We start from the raw sequence: 16,609 nt of genomic DNA, 5'->3' as shown, positions 1-16,609 counted from the left end.
CTGGCCGTAAACACGGAAGGACAGGCGATGTCCGGCGATGGGATGACCAGCGAAGCGAAGCGTCACGACCAGCTCACGAGCGCCCGAGGCGACCGAGGCGGGTGCTGCTGCGCGCATCGAGGTGGCGGAGTATGACGCGGACTCCTACGTGCTTTCCCGAGTGACGACCCTGCCGGTGACACGGCGTATACCGGGGTCGACCGGGCCTTGCATCGAGGCGAACAACAGCTCAGCGGCTTCCCGGCCCAGTTGTTCGAGGTTGAGATCGATGCTGGTGAGCGTCGGCGAGGAGCCGGTGGTCATGGCTTCCCAGTTGTCGACACCGATCACGCCCACGTCGCGCGGGACGCTGCGTCCTCCCGCGTGCAGGGCATCGAGCACGCCGCGCGCGATCTGATCGTTGCCGCAGACGACACCGTCGAAATCTTCGCCCTGTTCGAGCAGCCGGGTGATCGCGGTTCGCCCCCACTGTTCGGTCCACGCGCCGAACAGCGGCCGGCCGCCCACCAGGGACAACTGCTGGCGCTGAAGCTCCGCGGCGATACCGGTTGAGCGCTCTTGGGCGGCGGTGTAGTCGGGATCGCCCGAGATATGCACGACGCGTCGCCGCCCTGTACTCACGAGGTGCGTGACGGCCAGCGCGCCAGCATCCGTGTCGTCGGGAATCACCGACAGATCCGACTCGTTCTGGCTCGGGGCGTACGCGTACACGACCGGCACCGGCAGTGAACCGGGAAGCGGAGCGCGCGGGTTGGTGCGGTACCCCACGACGATGATGCCGTCGACATTGCGACGCAGCAGCGCATCGAGGTGATACTTCTCGCGAATCGCGTCACCGCGCGCGTCGCACAGAAAGATCGAGACTCGACCTGCTCCGAACGCGTCCTCGGCGCCCATCAGAATCGGGAGGCTGAACCGGCCCTCCAAGTCGCCCGTGATGAGCCCCACGGTACCCGTCTGGCCCATGAGCAGGCTGCGTGCAGCCTCGTTCGGTGAGAAGTTGAGCGTTTCGGCCGCCTGGCGAACCTTGTCCCGGGTCGCCGCCTTCACGTGCTGTCGCCCGTTCAGCGCCTTCGATGCCGTCGCCAGCGATACACCGGCTAGATCCGCGACATCACGAAGGGTGGCGCGTTTCGCCGCGCTGTGTGCCATGACGCCTCGCTCTCGTGTGTTCATCCCTGGCTCATCAGATCCCATAACAAGCCGATTCAGGCGTACATCCGGCGAATTGTGGTGAACGTCATCATCCACGGTTTCGGAAACTCATGCAAGTCGAGAGCTTCATCCGACGAGTTGACGGCCAGAAAACCGGTAGATAGTATTCAGAAAACCTTTTAGGAAGTTTCCGAAGGAACGGCACCGTGCACCAGCCGGCACCGCATGCATCAAAGAAGATGAGGAGCAGTTTCCAAGATGATCAGCAAAACTCGCGTGGGCGCCCGTGCCGCGCTCGTATCCACCGCGGCGCTCGCGCTCGTGCTCACGGGTTGCACCCCCAGCGCGCAGAGCGACGCCGGTGGAGCGACCGCAGGTGGCAGCGACACACTCACCGTCTGGCACTACTTCAGTGACGACAACCAGGTGAAGGTCATGGACGACTACAAAGCCAAGTTCGAAGCCGAGAACGACGGCGTCACCGTCGAGAACGTCTTCGTGCCGTACGACCAGCTGAACCCGCGACTCATCTCGGCAGCCTCCACCGAAACCGGGCCCGACGTGGTCGTTTTCAACGGCGCGGATGCCTCCACCCTCGCACTCGGTGGCGTGCTCGCCCCGCTTGACGACTATTGGGGATCCTTCGCGGATGCTGAGGAGTTTCCGGATTCCGTGATCCACAGCGTCGATGACGTCACCTACGCGGTGCAGGGCTACGTGAACCTGCTCGGCCTCTGGTACAACGCCGACATCCTCACCGAGATCGGCGTCGAAGCGCCCACGACCCTCGACGAACTCAGCGCAGCACTCGATGCGGCCGTCGCCGCCGGTCAGGGCGGCATCACTCTCTCGGGCCTGCCGAACTCGCAGGGCGAGTGGCAGGGATACCCGTGGCTTTCGTCGTACGGCTTCACCTACGATGACCCACAGCGCGAGCCCCTCGTCGAGGCGTTCACCATGATCCAGCAGTGGACCGAGTCGGGCGCCCTGACCCGCGAAGCATCCACCTGGGACCAGACTGTTCCGTTCCAGACGTTCGCCGCCGGCGGTCACGCCTTCGCCGAAAATGGCAACTGGCAGATGGGAACGGCCGAATCCACCGCGCAGTTCGAGTACGGCGTCGTTGCGCTGCCGGTCGGCGCAGACGGCGGGGTGTACCTCGGCGGTGAAGGCGAGGGCATCGGTGCGTTCAGCGCCAATCCCGACCTCGCCTGGGCGTACCTCGAGAGCACGTACTTCAGCGAAGAGGGCGGTGTGATCGCAGCCGAGACCGTCGGCAGCATCCCGGCACGCGCCGACGCCGCTGCAAGCGACGCCGTCACCTCGAACACGCTCATGGCGCCGTTCGCCGAGTCGATCGCCTCCCACGGCGCCAATTACCCGGATGCTGCCATCCCGCCGGCAGCTGTCGCCGACGTGCAGCTCGCAGTCGGGCAAGCCTGGAGCGGCGTGATCAGCGGACAGTTGACTCCGGATGCTGCCGCCGACCAGGTGCTCGCAGCACTCGACGGCCTGCTGTAACCCACCGGCCTTGCCCATCCGATCAATGACGTCTGGAGCACAATGTCGAAGCTGACAGTCGCCGCACACGCCGCGCGCGCCGACGACCCGACGCCATCGGGCGGGCAAGGCCGCCCCCGCCGCCGATTGAAGCCCGCGGCCGGCTCGCGCAGCACGCTGCTCTTCGTGCTGCCGGCCGCGCTCTTCCTGCTGGTCTTCGCCGTCTACCCGCTCACGCAGCTCCTGCGCATGAGCGTCAGCGACGTCAAGGTCTCGAACCTGCGCGGCGATTGGCCCTTCATCGGCCTCGACAACGTGATCCGCAATTTCGGTGACGGCGCATTCGGCAGCGTGATCCTCAACACCGTCGTGTTCGTCGGCATCGTCACGGTACTCGGACTCGTCGGCGGGCTCGCCGCGGCCATTCTGCTGGCTCCCACCGGAAAGTGGACTGCCATCATCCTCGCGATCCTCGTGTTCGTGTGGGCACTCCCGCCTGTGGTGAACGGCAGCGTCTGGAAGTTCCTCCTCGGCAGCCAAGGCCTCTTCAACACCGTGTTCATGGACATCGGCCTCACCTCGGACGCGGTGCCGTTTCTCTACGACGACCGCCTGGCGCTCGTCTCGGTGGCCCTCGTGAACTCGTGGGTTGTGATCCCTTTCAACGCGCTCGTCTACCGCGCGGCGATGCTCGGCATCCCGGCCGAACTGTTCGAAGCATCCCGGGTCGATGGCGCCTCACGCTGGCAGGAAATTCACCACATCATCATCCCTTCGGTGCGATCGACCACCATGATCCTCGCCGTGCTGACGGTGGTCTACGGCTTCCGCTCGTTCGACTTCATCTACGTCATGACCTTCGGCGGCCCGGGCACGGCCACCACCACCCTGCCGTTCCTCGGCTACCTGCAAGCGTTCGTGCGCTTCGACTACGGCCTGGGCGCATCATCCGCCGTCATCGCCGTGCTGCTGGTGCTGGTGCTCGCGGTGTTCTACGCCCGAGGCGTGCGAAACGAGGAGAAGTGATGTCTGCAACCTCCACCCTGCTCACCGGCTCCGCGTCCCCGCTCCGTCGGCGTCGCAAGTTGCCGTTCGCCCCCGTCGCGGGCCCGCTTCGCGGTGTGCTGTTCCTCATCTACGCGATTCCGCTTTTGTGGATCCTGCTCACCTCGCTGAAGGCACCGGGCGACGTCATCGGGTCGCAGTCGTCGTTTTTCTTCACCCCAACGCTCGATGCCTACGTCGCGGCGCTGTCGAACGCGGGTCTCTACACCGCCATGCAGCAGTCGCTCGTGATCGCAGCCGGCACCACGGCGCTGTCGCTCGCGATCGCCATTCCTGCTGGCTATGGACTCGCCCGCTACGACGCGCGCATCACCACGATCATGCTCGGCGCGATGATCGTGCTGCAGATGCTGCCGCAGACGGCGAACGTCATCCCGCTGTTCCAGATCTTCGGCGGCTGGGGCCTGCTCGACTCCAACCTCGGCCTCATCCTCGCCGACACGGCATTGCTCACCCCATTCGCGATTCTGCTGCTGCGACCGTTCTTCCGCGCGGTGCCGATCGCGATCGAAGAGGCGGCGTCGCTCGACGGCGCATCGACCCTGCGCGTGTTCTTCTCCGTCATGCTCCCGCTCGCCCGAAACGGCATCGCCACCACCGGCACCCTCGTGTTCCTGCTCGCGTGGGGAGAGTTCCTCTATGCGGTGAACTTCTTCCTCTCGCCGGTGAACTACCCGCTCAGCGCCCTGCTCGCAGCCCAGGTGTCGGCGTTCGGCATCAACTGGCCAGGCCTCATGGCGCTCGCTGTGATCACGTCGGTGCCGATCCTCGTGCTCTTCTTCTTCACCTACCGACTTCTGCGCGAGGGACTCACCCTCGGCGCGGTCAAGTGACCCACCTCTGCCTCCGGAAGGTACCTCTGTGACTCTCGTTTTCTCCCGCTCCACGCCCGCGCACCAGATCGATGCTCCTGTCGTTCCGTCCAGTGGCGCGCTCAGCCCCATCGGCTTGCACGCCGCGCGCATCACCGACGGATTCTGGGCCGATCTGCAGCGACTCAATGGCAGCGCCATCCTCGCGCACTGCGAAGGCTGGATGGAACGCCTCGGCTGGATCGGCAACTTCGACGACGCTGTCTCGGGAAACCTCGCCGACACCCGTACCGGGCGCGAGTTCAGCGACTCCGACGTGTACAAGCTCATCGAGGCGATGGCGTGGGAGATCGGCAGGACCCAGGATGCTGCGCTCGAAGCGCGCTACCAGGCGCTCATCGCCCGCATCGTTCCCGCCCAGGAAAGCGACGGATACCTCAATACGAAGTTCGGGCGTGAGGGCCAGCTTCCGCGCTACTCCGACCTCGAGTGGGGGCACGAGCTCTACTGCTACGGGCACCTGTTTCAGGCGGCGGTCGCGCGGCTCCGGACCCACGGCGAAGATGACCTCGTGCGGGCGGCGCTGAGGGCGGCCGACCACGTGTGCGAGACCTTCGGTGACTCCGGCATCGCTTCGGTCTGCGGTCACGCCGAGGTGGAGCCCGCCCTCGTCGAGCTCGCCCGCGCCACCGGCAACCAGCGCTACCTCGAACAGGCGCGCCTTTTCATCGAACGCCGCGGTACCGCCACGCTCGACGATATCGAGTTCGGGCGTGAGTACTTTCAGGACGACGTGCCCGTGCGCGATGCCGATGTACTGCGCGGTCATGCCGTGCGTGCCACTTACCTTGCGGCCGGAGCCATCGACCAGGCGGTCGAGTCGGGTGACGACGACCTGCTGGGCGCGATCCGCCAGCAGCTTGAGCACACTCTCGCCCGCCGAACATATCTGACCGGTGGCATGGGCGCGCACCACGAGGGCGAGTCGTTCGGCGACGACTGGGAGTTGCCCTCCGAACGTGCGTACAGCGAAACCTGTGCGGGCGTCGGGTCGATCATGGCGCACCATCGGATGCTGCTCGCCACCGGCGACGCGCACTGGGCAGATGTCGTCGAACGCACGCTCTACAACGTGGTCGCTACCTCGCCGTCGGTCGACGGCACGTCGTTCTTCTACACGAACACGCTGCACCGCCGCTCACCCGGCATCGTGCCCTCGACGGACTCCGTGTCTCCCCGCGCGGCGGCTTCGATGCGCGCGCCGTGGTTCGCCGTGTCGTGCTGCCCGCCGAACGTGGCACGCACGCTCGCCTCGCTGGGCGGGTATGTCGCGGCAGTATCCGCCGACGCCGTCCACGTGCTGCAGTACGCCAACGGAACGATCGACGCGCAGTTCGATGCCGGCGCCGTGCGTCTCGATGTGCAGACCGCCTACCCCCAAGATGGATTTGTTCGGGTCACCGTTGTCGATGCTCCGGCGGTCGGCACGAATGTCGTGCTACGCGTGCCGGGGTGGGCGACTTCGGGAGCAACGATCGACGGACGCAACGTCGAGCCCGGTTGGGTCTCTGTTGCCGTCGCACAGGACCAGGTCATCGAGCTTGTGCTGCCGATGCAGCCCCGGGTCGTGCACCCGGATGCTCGCATCGACGCACTCCGCGGTCAGATGGCCGTCGAACGCGGCCCGCTGGTGATGTGTCTCGAACGCGCCGCTGATGCGGAGTACTCGGTGGAGCAGCTGCGCGTCGCGGGGGAGCCCCGGATCGACGGCGACCGCGTCGTGGTGCCGATGGTGCCGATCACGTATCCGGCGCGCGACTGGCCGTTCGGCGGTGCGGATGCTGCAATTGTCGGTGACACACCCGTCGACGTCGAGCTGATTGCCTACAACGCCTGGGGAAACCATGGGCCCTCCACCATGCGGGTGTGGATGCCCACCGTGTGACGTCGACTGATCGCGCGCCTGCTGACGCTCAGTTCAGCCCACCGGAGACCACTTGACAGCAATAGGAGCATCCACGCCAGGGGACGTCACCGGATCTGGACCCTGGATGGGTCACTGGACAAATTGGTTGTCGTGGCTTTGCGTCAGGCGAGGATTCCGCTTTGGATCGCTTTGAGGACGGCATTGGTTCTGTCTCGGGTTCCGAGTTTTGTCAGGATTGAGGAGAGGTGGTTCTTGACGGTGCCCTCAGCGAGGAACAGTGCGTCGGCGATCTGACGATTTCCGTACCCCTGAGCGACGAGACGGAGAACTTCGATCTCGCGGTCGGTGAGCTCCTGAGCAGGAAGCGCATCGCGGTCAGGGAGGACGCCCCCTGAGCGGACGGCGCGAATTACGCGTTCGGTGATCGCAGGCGAGATCAGTGTGTTGCCGGCAGCGAGAGTGGTCACCGCGTGCGTGAGCTGGTCGAGGGTGACGTCCTTGAGGATGTACCCGCGTGCGCCCGCTTGGATCGCGTCGAGAATGACGTCATCGTCGCCGAAAGTGGTCAGCACGAGAACAGCGACTGTGGATTGCAGTTCACGGAGGCGACGCAGCGTCCAGAGACCGTCGAACCGAGGCATTCGCACATCTAGTAGCACCACGTCCGGTTCGGTGGACTGAATCAGTTCGACTGCGATACGTCCGTCTTCGGCTTCGCCGATGACGTCGATCCCGGCGACCGCGAGCAGACTTCGGATGCCTTGCCGCACGAGCGTCTGGTCATCGACGACCACCACCCGCGTCATGGATGCGCTACCCGTGCGGTGACGCGAAACCCGGAGGACCCGTCGATCTCAAAGGTGCCGCCGAGTTCCCCGAAGCGTTCCCTGAGGCCCCGCAGGCCGTTGCCAAGCACAGGCTTCGCCGTGCCATGTCCATCGTCGTGTGCGACGAAGGTTGTGTACCGGTCGTCGGATGTGATCTCGATCCAGATCTCTTTCGCGTCGGCGTGACGAACGGCGTTGGTGATCACCTCCTGCGTCGCGCGCACGAAAGCGGTGCTCGCATGCTCGTCAGCCCGAACGCCATCGGCAACGTGGACCGTGACAGTGAGCCCGGGAATGCCGTCACCGATCCGTCCTAGTTCCTTCGAAAGGTCTGGCGCGTGCGCGCGAAGCTGGGTCACCGTGGCACGCACGTCACGGAGCAACTCGCGTGCGACCATGTCGGCATTGTCGATGTGGCTGCGAACGGCAGCTCCGTCCACGTGTCTTGCGGTTTCGAGCTGCAGGGTGAGCGCGGTGAGCTGGTGCCCGATGAGGTCGTGCAGGTCGCGGGAGATTCGCAGTCGCTCGGCGGTTCGAGCGGATTCCGAGAGCAGGACGCTTGCCACTTGCAACTCGACATGCGCGACGGTTAGCTGTGCGCGGAGTTGCTGTTCTCGAACCAGCGTTGCGGAGCTGAAAAGGCTGGCGAGCTGGATCAGTAGGTAGAAGCCGATCATCATGATGACGTCGAGCAGCGGTTGCTCCTTTTGGGAGTACGTGACCCCGACCGCGACGGTGTTCAGAGCAACGACGAGCAGCCCGCCCCACAACGGCACGATGTAGACACTGATCGCCGCGGTAACTACCAGAAGGATGAGCACGAGCCCCATGTCGGCCGTGATTACCAGGACCCAAGCTGCGACGACGCCAGCGCCGTACCCGATGAATCGAAGCACTGAATTGGCCATCACGGCGCAGAGCACTCCCACGCCGAACATCACGAGGACGCCCGCCCAGACCGGGCGAGGGATGCTCGTGTCGGCAGCCCCGAAAAGTGCGGGGGAAGAAACTCCGAGCGCCGCGGCGACCATTACGAGGCCCGCCCATCCTTCGGTTCCCAGTCGACGCATGTTTTTCAGGATATCGGCGGCAGGGTACTGCCTGCCCCTGCCAGAAGTCACGGGCGCTGGTGGTGACTTCTGGCACATGCGCGATCGCGTGGTGGTTTCTTAGCGTTGGAGCATGACTGATAGCGAACCAGCGATTCTCGCCGAGCGATTGGCAAAGAGTTACCAGGGAAAGGTCGCCGTCGCGGATGTGAGTCTGCGTGTTGAGCAGGGTGAGACTTTCGGCATTCTGGGAACGAACGGAGCGGGCAAGACGACGACCGTGGAGATTCTGGCCGGGTTGCGCAAGCCCGATCAGGGCACGGTGCGAATTCTCGGGCTGGATCCCCGTTCTGACCGTGCTCGCGTCCGCCAGCTCCTCGGTGTCCAGCTGCAGCACGCTCACCTGCACAACGCGTTGCGTACTTCGGAGCTCATTGATCTCTACCGGAGCTTCTACCCGACCCCACGACCAGCGGCGGAGCTGCTGGAGATGGTCGATCTCCAAGAGCAGGCGCGAGTCAGCTTCGAGAAACTATCCGGCGGGCAGCAGCAGCGTCTCTCGATCGCCCTCGCCCTCGCTGGACGCCCTCGGGTCGTGATCCTCGACGAGCTCACGACGGGGCTGGACCCCAAGGCGCGCAGGCGCATGTGGGGAACGGTCGAACGGCTCCAGGAGGAAGGCGTATCGATCCTGCTGGTCAGTCATGCAATGGAGGAGGTCGAGCGCCTGTGCGACCACGTCGCACTGATCGATGGTGGCCGTGTGGTCGCGCTCGACACTCCGCGCGGTCTCGTTGCGCACGCAGGTACCGAAAGCCTTGACGACGCGTTCGTGGCCCTCACTGGCCGAGAGCTGGAGGAGATGGAATGACCACTGTGGTTGAAGATCGACGTCCTGGACTGCGGTCGTTACTGACGCTCATCGGCTGCGAGGCGAAGATGGTTATGCGGGATACGGCCGGATTGATCGTTCCGCTCGGGCTACCCCTCCTAATCATGTTGACCAGCGCCTCGGCGGCGGGAGTCGAAGTGATCGTTAACGGTCTCACCGCCCTGGACCTGTACGTCATGCCGCTCGTGTTCGTCATGGTCATGGCTGCGATCAGCATCATCAACATGCCCAGCTACCTCGCCTACTACCGCCGCTCCGGAATCCTGCGGCGACTGGGAGTAACACCAGCATCCCCCTTCATGGTGCTCTTCGCACAAGCCGTCGTGAGTATCGTGCAAGCGGCCATCGGGATCACGCTGGCCTTCCTCGTTGCCGTGGTCTTCTTCGGTGCGAACCTCCCCGTGAACATCGGCGTGACACTCGGTGTTCTCGCCCTGATTATGGCTGCGATGTATGGCGTCGGTATGGTCGTCGCCGCTCTCGCCCCGACCCCCAACTCGGCGGTCGCCATCGGCCTGGTGGCCTTCCTTGGCATCGGGGCGTTCGGCGGGATGTTCGGTGGGCGCGACGTGCTCCCTCCGGTGATCGCCGACATCGGAGGCTGGTTGCCGGTCGGCGCCGCCGTGGACGCACTGGGGGCCGCGTGGGCCGGAGTCGCGGTTGACCCGCTCACACTGATCAGCCTCGGCGTAGCGGTCCTCCTCGGCACCGGCACTGCGGCACTCTTCTTCCGCTGGGAATAAGAGTGTTCCGGCACCGACTGCCTGAACCCGTGTAGCGCTCCGCCCGAGTGCCTCATAATTATCCGCTCTCGAAACCCTAGGGCGGTAAGAGGGTATGTCAGTGTCCGAAGTCGACGACCCGGTCAATCACATAGTCCTGGACGTAGTGCAGACGACGAATGGCACCTGAGCGTCTGAAGTCCTGTACACAACCCTGAGGTCACATCCACGTTGAAAATAGTCGAGGAATCTGGACCTGCTCAAAGAAGAACAGGACCGCATCGCCAGACGCGCAGATCGACGCCGGTCAGATCGAGTATGACCAGGCCAAAGCGCACCTGGAAGACTGCCTCGCGCTAGCCGGTGGCATGCACGATTCGCTCCTCGATCCGAACCTCCACACCGCAGCGCTGACCTCTGAGGCCAGGCTGTGTGTGGGGGAGGATGTCAAACCTGCGGACGTCGCAAGTTTGAACATCCAACATTGGGTGGACCTTCCCAAGCGATTCTCAAACAAGCATCCGGCATCGAGAACCCTGATTCACCGTGTTCTCAGGGGCGTTGAGGGGCGGGGGTCACGCCGTCGGGGCACGGGGAGAGGCGATACACAGGGTCCGGTGGCGAAAGCTCGAGCCGCGGTGCCGATGCGAATTCCAGGACTGAATACTGAAAAACATACGAGGTTATTGCGTACGAGCCGGGTACTTGCGGCCCAAACACCCGCTCACCAAACACCCGCTGATCAGGCTGCGGTGCCCTACGCCTGACGCGTGCGCCGCGCTCGCTGCCTGGCGAACAGCAGTGTCGCGCCCGCCGCAATCGTCAGCCCTCCGCTGAGGAGCCCAAGCGGCAACTCTGCCCCGGTAGCCGCAAGTTGCTTGGCAGAGGTGTCATTCTTCGCAGGATCCGGCTTGACGACCGGGGTCACCGGCACAGGCGCAGGTGCCGGATCGGGTGTTGGTGCCGGCTCAGGATCCGGCACCGCGGTCACCGTCAATGTCAGCGCAGCGAGCGACGTCGATGCTGCGTTGTTGAAATCTCCTCCGTAGGCTGCGGTGATCGAGTGAGTACCGACCGCGAGCGAGGCGGTGGTGAGGGTCGCGCTCGCCGTTGTGGCCGAGGCGCTGGCGGTTGTGGTTGCGCTGCCCAGTGAGATGCCATCGGCGAAGAACTCGACCGTGCCGGTGGGCGTCGCCCCCGTCACCTCGGCGTTGAAGGACACCTCAGTGCCGGCTTCCACAGACGCGTTGGCTGCAGTCACGACCGTCGTGGTCGCCGCTACTGGTGGTTCTACTTCGACAGTCACAGGCGCTGATATCGATGGTAAAACCCAAGTGTTGCCCGCATAGTGGGCGGTGATCTGGTGGGATCCGCTGGTCAAGGCCACGTTAGGGAGGGCAGCCTGGCCCGTCGCGGACACCGGAACCTCCCCGAGGCTGGTAGCACCATCGAAGAATTCGACATTGCCCTCGAAGTTCGCCGTAAACCCCGGGCGTGCAACCGTTGCAGTCAGGTCAACAGGGTCTCCCGCAGCGACCGTGCCACTGCTGGCGGTGAGCACGGTGGTGGCACCTAAGAGGGTGGTGGCGGTGCCAAAAATTCCGGGGCCCGAGGCGTGGTAGCTCACAGTGCCCGATTGGCCCCCGAACGCAGCGAGCACCATCGTGTACTCCACGTCAGCTTCGAGATTCACCAGCCCGAAGTCGTCAACCTCCGCAACACAGTTACTGACGTCATTTCGGTCGAAGGCTCCTTCAAATATTATGAATCGCCCATCCACCGGACTCTTTAAGTCACGGAAGGTGTACAGACCGGTTGCACTCACGACGGCCACCGAGGTGATCGCACGACGTCCACCGCCATCCCAAGCCGCCTCCGTTGAGCAGTCGCCGCCACTGGGCCAGGCGACGGTGCTCGGGCCTTCGTTAGTGACGGTGTATTTGAATTGGTAAGAGATGGGATCCGCGTAGGCGGGAGTGCTGATGAACAGGGCACCAGCGGCGAGTGCAACGACGGCGCTCGCGCTCAAAAATGATCGACGCATAATGCTCGATTTTAATGTGCATTGGGGGCGAACCCGGTGAACCGTTCGATTCGCTTCTTGATCCGAACCTCCACGCCGCAGCACTGGCCTACGAGGCCAGGCCGCGTGCGGGAGAGGACGTCAAACCTGCGGATGTCGCGAATTTAAACATCGAACATTGGGTGGGCGATGCGGGACTTGAACCCACGACCTCTTCCGTGTGAAGGAAGCGCGCTACCAGCTGCGCCAATCGCCCAAGACCCCGTGGGGTCAGGAATCGATACTACCGGACGGTCTCATCGGTTTTAGACCATTCGGGCGGACACGCGCGAGATCCGTATTGAGTTTTGCGACGCGGGAATCGTCGGCTATTGTTTTACAAGTGCCCGGGACGCCGGAACACGAAATGCGGATGTAGCGCAGTGGTAGCGCATCACCTTGCCAAGGTGAGGGTCGCGAGTTCGAATCTCGTCATCCGCTCGAGTGCAGAGAGTCTCGTTGAGAGGCTCACAGCACGTGGGGTCAATCCACACGGTGGCGTGGCCGAGCGGCTAGGCACCGGCCTGCAAAGCCGTTTACACGGGTTCGAATCCCGTCGCCACCTCACCGAAAACTGAACAGCCCCAACGGGCGCGATTGGCGCAGCGGTAGCGCGCTTCCCTGACACGGAAGAGGTCACTGGTTCGATCCCAGTATCGCGCACAGATGAAAACCCCTGATCATCAGGGGTTTTCTTGTGTCGGGACGCGCGAAAGTAGCGCTCCGTGGGGCCTGCGTGGGGCATCGTTTCGGCGTGCGGGGAATCATCGCCGATGTGCTGGCCGCGAAATCTCGCGTGTTTCCACGGTGTTCGTGGGCGCAACGGGCCGCGATTTGGTGTGGCTGCAGGGTCTATCCCAGTAATGCATTGAAGCTCCATCCATCCCTCATTCCTCATTCCTCATAGGCTCAGTGCCGGAGGACTGGCTGAACCAGTTTCTCCCCAGATTTTGAGCTCCGATGCTAACGGATAATGGTTCGCGCGCGGCTGCGGCCAATGCGAGCCCGCCGTGAGGCTCGGGCGGGAAGCGCCGCACGCGCCCCGCGGTACGTCGGATGCTCGCGCAAGCTGGGAGGATGTGACTGTGACCTTCCCTGAGCCAGCATGTGTCCTGGGCTACACGGAGAACCAGCTCGCCGACGTCTTGAACCCATACGTCGCCGGGTATCAAGCCTGGGCGGCAGGCAAGACTCGCGGGATGTGCCTGGGGAACACCGGCTGTGACGTCGCGCACGGCGAGATCCACTACGAGGACGACGTTCGCCGCTATCGGCGGCAGATCGTGAACGAGGACCCCGTTCGAACCTCCGAACGCCCGTTGATCTCGATCGCAGCGTCGACGCCGAGGAGCCCCGCGGCTTCTCAGTCACGGACTTCCTTTATTGAGCCGGACGGACGTCTCGCCGATGTTGTGCACCAATCTTTGGACTGTAGCGCGGCGCGAGTGTCGGTGGACTCTCTTAGTCCCGGCTCGACGGTATACGTCACGGGAGTGTCGTTCTCATCGACGGTTACTTCGCCGCGCGCGAAATCACGTGCGCCAAGATCCTGAAGGGTCTCTCTCTCCTTGTGCAACCGTTGTCGTATCCGCACACCTAAGACATGCCATTGCAGGTCTGCGGCTAGGTTGGTCCGGTCATCGACGTCCGCAGGGGGCTCGATGACCGCCGTCGGTTCTGGAGCCGTGGTCACCGGCTCTGCATCGTCGGGAGCCGCTGTGCACCCCGCAAGCATCGCGACGAGGACAGCGATGCCGGCCAGCGGAACTACTGCCTTCGTTCGCGCAGTCCGTGTTTTGCCCGAACGAACCACGAGCGGCTCTGAAGGCAGAGTATGACGCCGCCGACGGCTAGTCAGGGCCTGCCTAGCTCGCTACTCGGAACCCCGGCCAACCTTCGATCCATCTCGACAACCACGTTGTAGTAGTGGAAGTCTTTTCCCTTCGTGTAGCTCGTCAACAGATCACTTGGGGACGGAGCGGTTGCCGAACGCAGCAGTTGATCGAGCGCCTTCAGACGCAATTCGTTCCCCGGCGACCGCAGGAGACGAGTCAGGAGCGAATCGCTAAGCATTTTGCCCCTCTCGATGAGTACAGCCAGGCATGCGGTGGCGAGGTCGGTATTTTCCGACCTGAGTTCCTTGCGCAGACGGGTCACCGACAACCGCTTCGCGGTTTGGGTCAGGTATCTGGAAGGGCGTTGGTCCGTCATGGATAGTCCACGACCTAGGAGTAGGTCCAGGTCGTCATCTGATGCCACGTGGGCGAGGCTTTCCAGCGCGCGATACTGATACATCGCTTTACCATCTTCTGCGATCACCCGCAGGCGCTCTCTAGCAAACCGACGAACACCGGAGTCGTTCACGCTGGCCAGGTAGTCGAGTGCGTCGATGACGAAGGTCTCCTCGACGAACGAAACCGTTGACTCTTTCATCCCAACGTCTCTGAGTCCGTTGATGTAGCTAGTCACCGGCCCAGGTGCGCGCGACAGGACGGCCTTGGCCTCGTCGAGCAACTGTTTGGTGCCCCAGTGGCGCGAATACTTTGCCTCCATGTATTCAGTGCCAAACGTCCCAACCTGGAGAAGCTTGTCGAGCAGATTGGAGAACCTCGAATCATGACGAGCGAGGATCGCGAAGGCTCTCAGCATCTGATTCTGGTCGATGTCAGGCATCGCCTCACCCGACAACTGGGAGTCAGCGAGGCCCAACAGCATCAGCGTGAGATGCGGTTTCGGAGCACGGTTGAACAGAAGTTCCTCGACTGTCGCCAGCCATCCCGTTCGAACAAAGACCGCGGACGACCGCTTCTCCAGGGCCTTTCTAAGAAGTGATTCAGGCACGCTGTCCCGCTCCACCAGTTCCGACAGTGCCTTCGTGCGGAGACCCTCGGGAAGGTAGCCGCGCTCCAAAATACTCGTTAACTGCCCTGTGGCCATTTCAGCCACTGCGCCTCGCTCGAACAACTCATCTACAGCGGGCCACGTCGTTGCTGACGGCATCGCCCCCGCCAACTCTTCGATTCGCGGACGTCGGGCGAGCAAGCCGCAGAGCGCGCTGCCAAGCTCCGCAAGGCCTTTGTCGGGGGCTTGGGATAGCACCTTCGCGAGCTTGCGGTCGCTTCGCTTTCGAACCTTCAGCCAGTAATCCAACGCCAACTCGCGCGAAGTACCAGAGCCGAAGTGCTGCCAGAGATCCTGGACTGCGGCCTGACCCTCCGGCGTGTCGCTGTCCATGCTCCACAGATCTGAGGGTCGGAGCCGAAGCGCGGCAAGGGTGCGCGCAGTGCCGTCCCGAAGATTGGAATCCTCGGAACGCAAATAGCTCCGCGCATACGTCTCCAGATCGGCGCGTAGACGCTCTACTCCTCCGCCTGCGGTCACGTACGGCATCACCCTGTCAGCATCCGTAGCTGCGCGCCCCACGTCTTGTAGGTAAGCCTTCAGCCAGGTGACGCGCTCACCCTCCCAGAGAACAAGTTCATCGCGTCGCGCAAACATTCGATTGACCAAATGGACCGGTAGGTCATCGTCGTCTTTCGAAAGCGATATTGAAAAGAACTCCAGACGGTCGGCGTCGAGGGAGCTCTTGACCTCGCGCCCACCGAGGACATCACTGAAGGTCTGAAACACACGAGCCAATTGATCGTTGATCGGCTCGGCTGAAGGGTGGGCTTCGACTTCAGGGGGATCAGTAGCGACCGCGCCCGTTTCGCTACGAAGCGCAGTTACCCTGGCGTGCTCTGCAAGATCGGTAGCGAGCATCTGGGTTACCAGCTTGCCCAACTCGTCCGCGTTACTGAACTGGTTATAGAAGGCAGTGTGATTGTCTCGGATCTCTTTTTGAAACTGCAACACCTTAGCTAGCTGAGCACCGGGGTCGCTGAGGCTCTCGCGCTCGACATCCTTGAAGAAGAGAGCTATTCGAGGTCTTTGTCCCGCCTTCCATCGGTCTAGCGCGCGAGTGAACTCCTCGAAGAAACCGGAATCAAAGCCGTTGCCGGTCGGGTTTCCCCACCAACGATGGAGAATTCCAATGAAGAAGTCGCTTGTGTCGGCGCGTCCGTTGATCTGCTGCTGAGCATTGCCTGCGGCTCCTACCAACTGCTCATATCGGTGAGTGACGAGAACGGTCTCGTGTATGGTCGCCAGGTTTGCGTTGATCGCGTTCGCCGCTTGCTCTACCGCATCACGCTCTTCATCGAGGTTGCCCGACGACGCGATGAAGAGGTTCATGACCTTTGCCGTTTGTTCCATACGCACCAAGCCCTCCGACGTCTGACGCTACAAGAGGGTCCAGCATTCGTGCCACGGACCCGCCGCGCGGCGGAGCACTAAATGGGGTCTGATGTAGGAACTGGTGACAGTTCTGGTTAGGCCGCGAGGACCAGGTCGGTGTTCATGATGGTTTCGAACTCAATGGGCGTCAAACGGCCCAGGCGAGCCTGCCTGCGCCTGCGGTGATAGGGCCGCTCGATCCAGGTCCTGATTGCGATCCGCAGTTCCTCGCGGCACGCCGAACCGTGTGCCCGGGGGGCGTCCGCGAAACCGTGAGTGGGTAAAAGCGAGTCTGGGCCCGTGTCTACAAAATCTACAATTGC

11 protein-coding genes, 4 tRNA genes and 1 pseudogene are annotated in these 16,609 nt (G+C 63.2%); 9 read left to right on the top strand and 7 right to left on the bottom strand.

Annotated elements, in window-relative coordinates:
* Positions 1 to 144 precede the first annotated feature (144 nt).
* The gene (locus tag ACTU6U_RS06525; RefSeq protein ID WP_443468339.1) at positions 145 to 1,176 is read right to left on the bottom strand and encodes a LacI family DNA-binding transcriptional regulator; all 1,032 of its coding nucleotides are present in this window, start codon (positions 1,174 to 1,176) and stop codon (positions 145 to 147) included.
* Positions 1,177 to 1,413: 237 nt separating this feature from the next.
* Between ACTU6U_RS06525 and ACTU6U_RS06520 the strand changes: the two genes are divergently transcribed.
* Genes ACTU6U_RS06520 through ACTU6U_RS06505 form a run of 4 tightly spaced genes read left to right on the top strand, consistent with a single transcriptional unit; the run spans position 1,414 to position 6,477 of the window.
* Positions 1,414 to 2,676: a sugar ABC transporter substrate-binding protein gene (locus tag ACTU6U_RS06520; protein WP_443468338.1), complete on the top strand. Its 1,263-nt coding sequence runs from the start codon at positions 1,414 to 1,416 to the stop codon at positions 2,674 to 2,676.
* A gap of 42 nt (positions 2,677 to 2,718) precedes the next feature.
* Positions 2,719 to 3,681, top strand: a complete 963-nt coding sequence (locus ACTU6U_RS06515) for a carbohydrate ABC transporter permease (RefSeq protein ID WP_443468337.1) — start codon at positions 2,719 to 2,721, stop codon at positions 3,679 to 3,681.
* Positions 3,681 to 4,553 (top strand): carbohydrate ABC transporter permease, encoded by an 873-nt coding sequence (locus tag ACTU6U_RS06510; RefSeq protein ID WP_443468336.1) that lies wholly within the window; start codon positions 3,681 to 3,683, stop codon positions 4,551 to 4,553. Before ACTU6U_RS06515 ends, ACTU6U_RS06510 begins: the two co-directional genes overlap by 1 nt.
* Before the next feature lie 28 nt (positions 4,554 to 4,581).
* A complete protein-coding gene (locus ACTU6U_RS06505) occupies positions 4,582 to 6,477 on the top strand; it encodes a glycoside hydrolase family 127 protein (protein ID WP_443468335.1) in 1,896 nt (631 codons plus the stop codon).
* Between the two features lie 143 nt (positions 6,478 to 6,620).
* Here ACTU6U_RS06505 and ACTU6U_RS06500 read toward each other — a convergent pair whose 3' ends face one another.
* Positions 6,621 to 7,265 carry a response regulator gene (locus ACTU6U_RS06500; RefSeq protein ID WP_443468334.1) on the bottom strand — a complete coding sequence of 215 codons (645 nt, stop codon included), beginning with the start codon at positions 7,263 to 7,265 and terminating at the stop codon, positions 6,621 to 6,623.
* The gene (locus tag ACTU6U_RS06495; RefSeq protein WP_443468333.1) at positions 7,262 to 8,356 is read right to left on the bottom strand and encodes a sensor histidine kinase; all 1,095 of its coding nucleotides are present in this window, start codon (positions 8,354 to 8,356) and stop codon (positions 7,262 to 7,264) included. The genes ACTU6U_RS06500 and ACTU6U_RS06495 overlap by 4 nt, the downstream gene beginning before the upstream one ends.
* A 112-nt stretch (positions 8,357 to 8,468) precedes the next feature.
* Between ACTU6U_RS06495 and ACTU6U_RS06490 the strand changes: the two genes are divergently transcribed.
* Both ACTU6U_RS06490 and ACTU6U_RS06485 read left to right on the top strand, forming a co-directional pair.
* Positions 8,469 to 9,206, top strand: a complete 738-nt coding sequence (locus tag ACTU6U_RS06490) for an ABC transporter ATP-binding protein (protein WP_443468332.1) — start codon at positions 8,469 to 8,471, stop codon at positions 9,204 to 9,206.
* On the top strand, positions 9,203 to 9,970 hold the full coding sequence (locus tag ACTU6U_RS06485) for an ABC transporter permease (protein ID WP_443468331.1): 768 nt from the start codon (positions 9,203 to 9,205) through the stop codon (positions 9,968 to 9,970). The genes ACTU6U_RS06490 and ACTU6U_RS06485 overlap by 4 nt, the downstream gene beginning before the upstream one ends.
* Before the next feature lie 736 nt (positions 9,971 to 10,706).
* Here the strand turns inward: ACTU6U_RS06485 and ACTU6U_RS06480 are convergent.
* Together ACTU6U_RS06480 and ACTU6U_RS06475 are read right to left on the bottom strand one after the other, a co-directional pair.
* On the bottom strand, positions 10,707 to 11,993 hold the full coding sequence (locus ACTU6U_RS06480; RefSeq protein ID WP_443468330.1) for an Ig-like domain-containing protein: 1,287 nt from the start codon (positions 11,991 to 11,993) through the stop codon (positions 10,707 to 10,709).
* A gap of 162 nt (positions 11,994 to 12,155) precedes the next feature.
* A tRNA-Val gene (locus ACTU6U_RS06475) sits at positions 12,156 to 12,228 on the bottom strand.
* Between the two features lie 152 nt (positions 12,229 to 12,380).
* Between ACTU6U_RS06475 and ACTU6U_RS06470 the strand changes: the two genes are divergently transcribed.
* The 3 genes from ACTU6U_RS06470 (at position 12,381) to ACTU6U_RS06460 (ending at position 12,674) form a co-directional block, all read left to right on the top strand.
* Positions 12,381 to 12,452 (top strand) — tRNA-Gly (locus ACTU6U_RS06470).
* 53 nt (positions 12,453 to 12,505) lie between these two features.
* Positions 12,506 to 12,576: transfer RNA gene (locus ACTU6U_RS06465), tRNA-Cys, on the top strand.
* A 26-nt stretch (positions 12,577 to 12,602) separates the two neighbouring features.
* Positions 12,603 to 12,674: transfer RNA gene (locus ACTU6U_RS06460), tRNA-Val, on the top strand.
* A 1,191-nt stretch (positions 12,675 to 13,865) separates the two neighbouring features.
* Here ACTU6U_RS06460 and ACTU6U_RS06455 read toward each other — a convergent pair.
* Together ACTU6U_RS06455 and ACTU6U_RS06450 are read right to left on the bottom strand one after the other, a co-directional pair.
* Entirely contained in the window at positions 13,866 to 16,244 is a 2,379-nt protein-coding gene (locus tag ACTU6U_RS06455) for a DUF4062 domain-containing protein (protein WP_443468329.1), read from the bottom strand.
* 137 nt (positions 16,245 to 16,381) lie between these two features.
* Positions 16,382 to 16,519: pseudogene (locus ACTU6U_RS06450) on the bottom strand (IS3 family transposase); the annotation flags it as partial.
* Positions 16,520 to 16,609: the final 90 nt, after the last annotated feature.

The sequence above is a fragment of the Microbacterium zouquanmingi genome (assembly GCF_052266695.1).
Taxonomy (GTDB): Bacteria; Actinomycetota; Actinomycetes; order Actinomycetales; family Microbacteriaceae; genus Microbacterium.
Note: the sequence above shows the minus strand (reverse complement) of the source record. Positions and strands in the feature narration are given on the sequence as shown.

Bases quoted from the DNA above. Each gene is read 5' to 3' on its own strand.
- ACTU6U_RS06495 (WP_443468333.1), bottom strand. From the start codon at position 8,356: ATGCGTCGACTGGGAACCGAAGGATGGGCGGGCCTCGTAATGGTCGCC.
- ACTU6U_RS06510 (WP_443468336.1), top strand. From the start codon at position 3,681: ATGTCTGCAACCTCCACCCTGCTCACCGGCTCCGCGTCCCCGCTCCGT.
- ACTU6U_RS06480 (WP_443468330.1), bottom strand. From the start codon at position 11,993: ATGCGTCGATCATTTTTGAGCGCGAGCGCCGTCGTTGCACTCGCCGCT.
- ACTU6U_RS06515 (WP_443468337.1), top strand. From the start codon at position 2,719: ATGTCGAAGCTGACAGTCGCCGCACACGCCGCGCGCGCCGACGACCCG.
- ACTU6U_RS06500 (WP_443468334.1), bottom strand. From the start codon at position 7,265: ATGACGCGGGTGGTGGTCGTCGATGACCAGACGCTCGTGCGGCAAGGC.
- ACTU6U_RS06525 (WP_443468339.1), bottom strand. From the start codon at position 1,176: ATGAACACACGAGAGCGAGGCGTCATGGCACACAGCGCGGCGAAACGC.
- ACTU6U_RS06485 (WP_443468331.1), top strand. From the start codon at position 9,203: ATGACCACTGTGGTTGAAGATCGACGTCCTGGACTGCGGTCGTTACTG.
- ACTU6U_RS06520 (WP_443468338.1), top strand. From the start codon at position 1,414: ATGATCAGCAAAACTCGCGTGGGCGCCCGTGCCGCGCTCGTATCCACC.
- ACTU6U_RS06455 (WP_443468329.1), bottom strand. From the start codon at position 16,244: ATGAACCTCTTCATCGCGTCGTCGGGCAACCTCGATGAAGAGCGTGAT.
- ACTU6U_RS06490 (WP_443468332.1), top strand. From the start codon at position 8,469: ATGACTGATAGCGAACCAGCGATTCTCGCCGAGCGATTGGCAAAGAGT.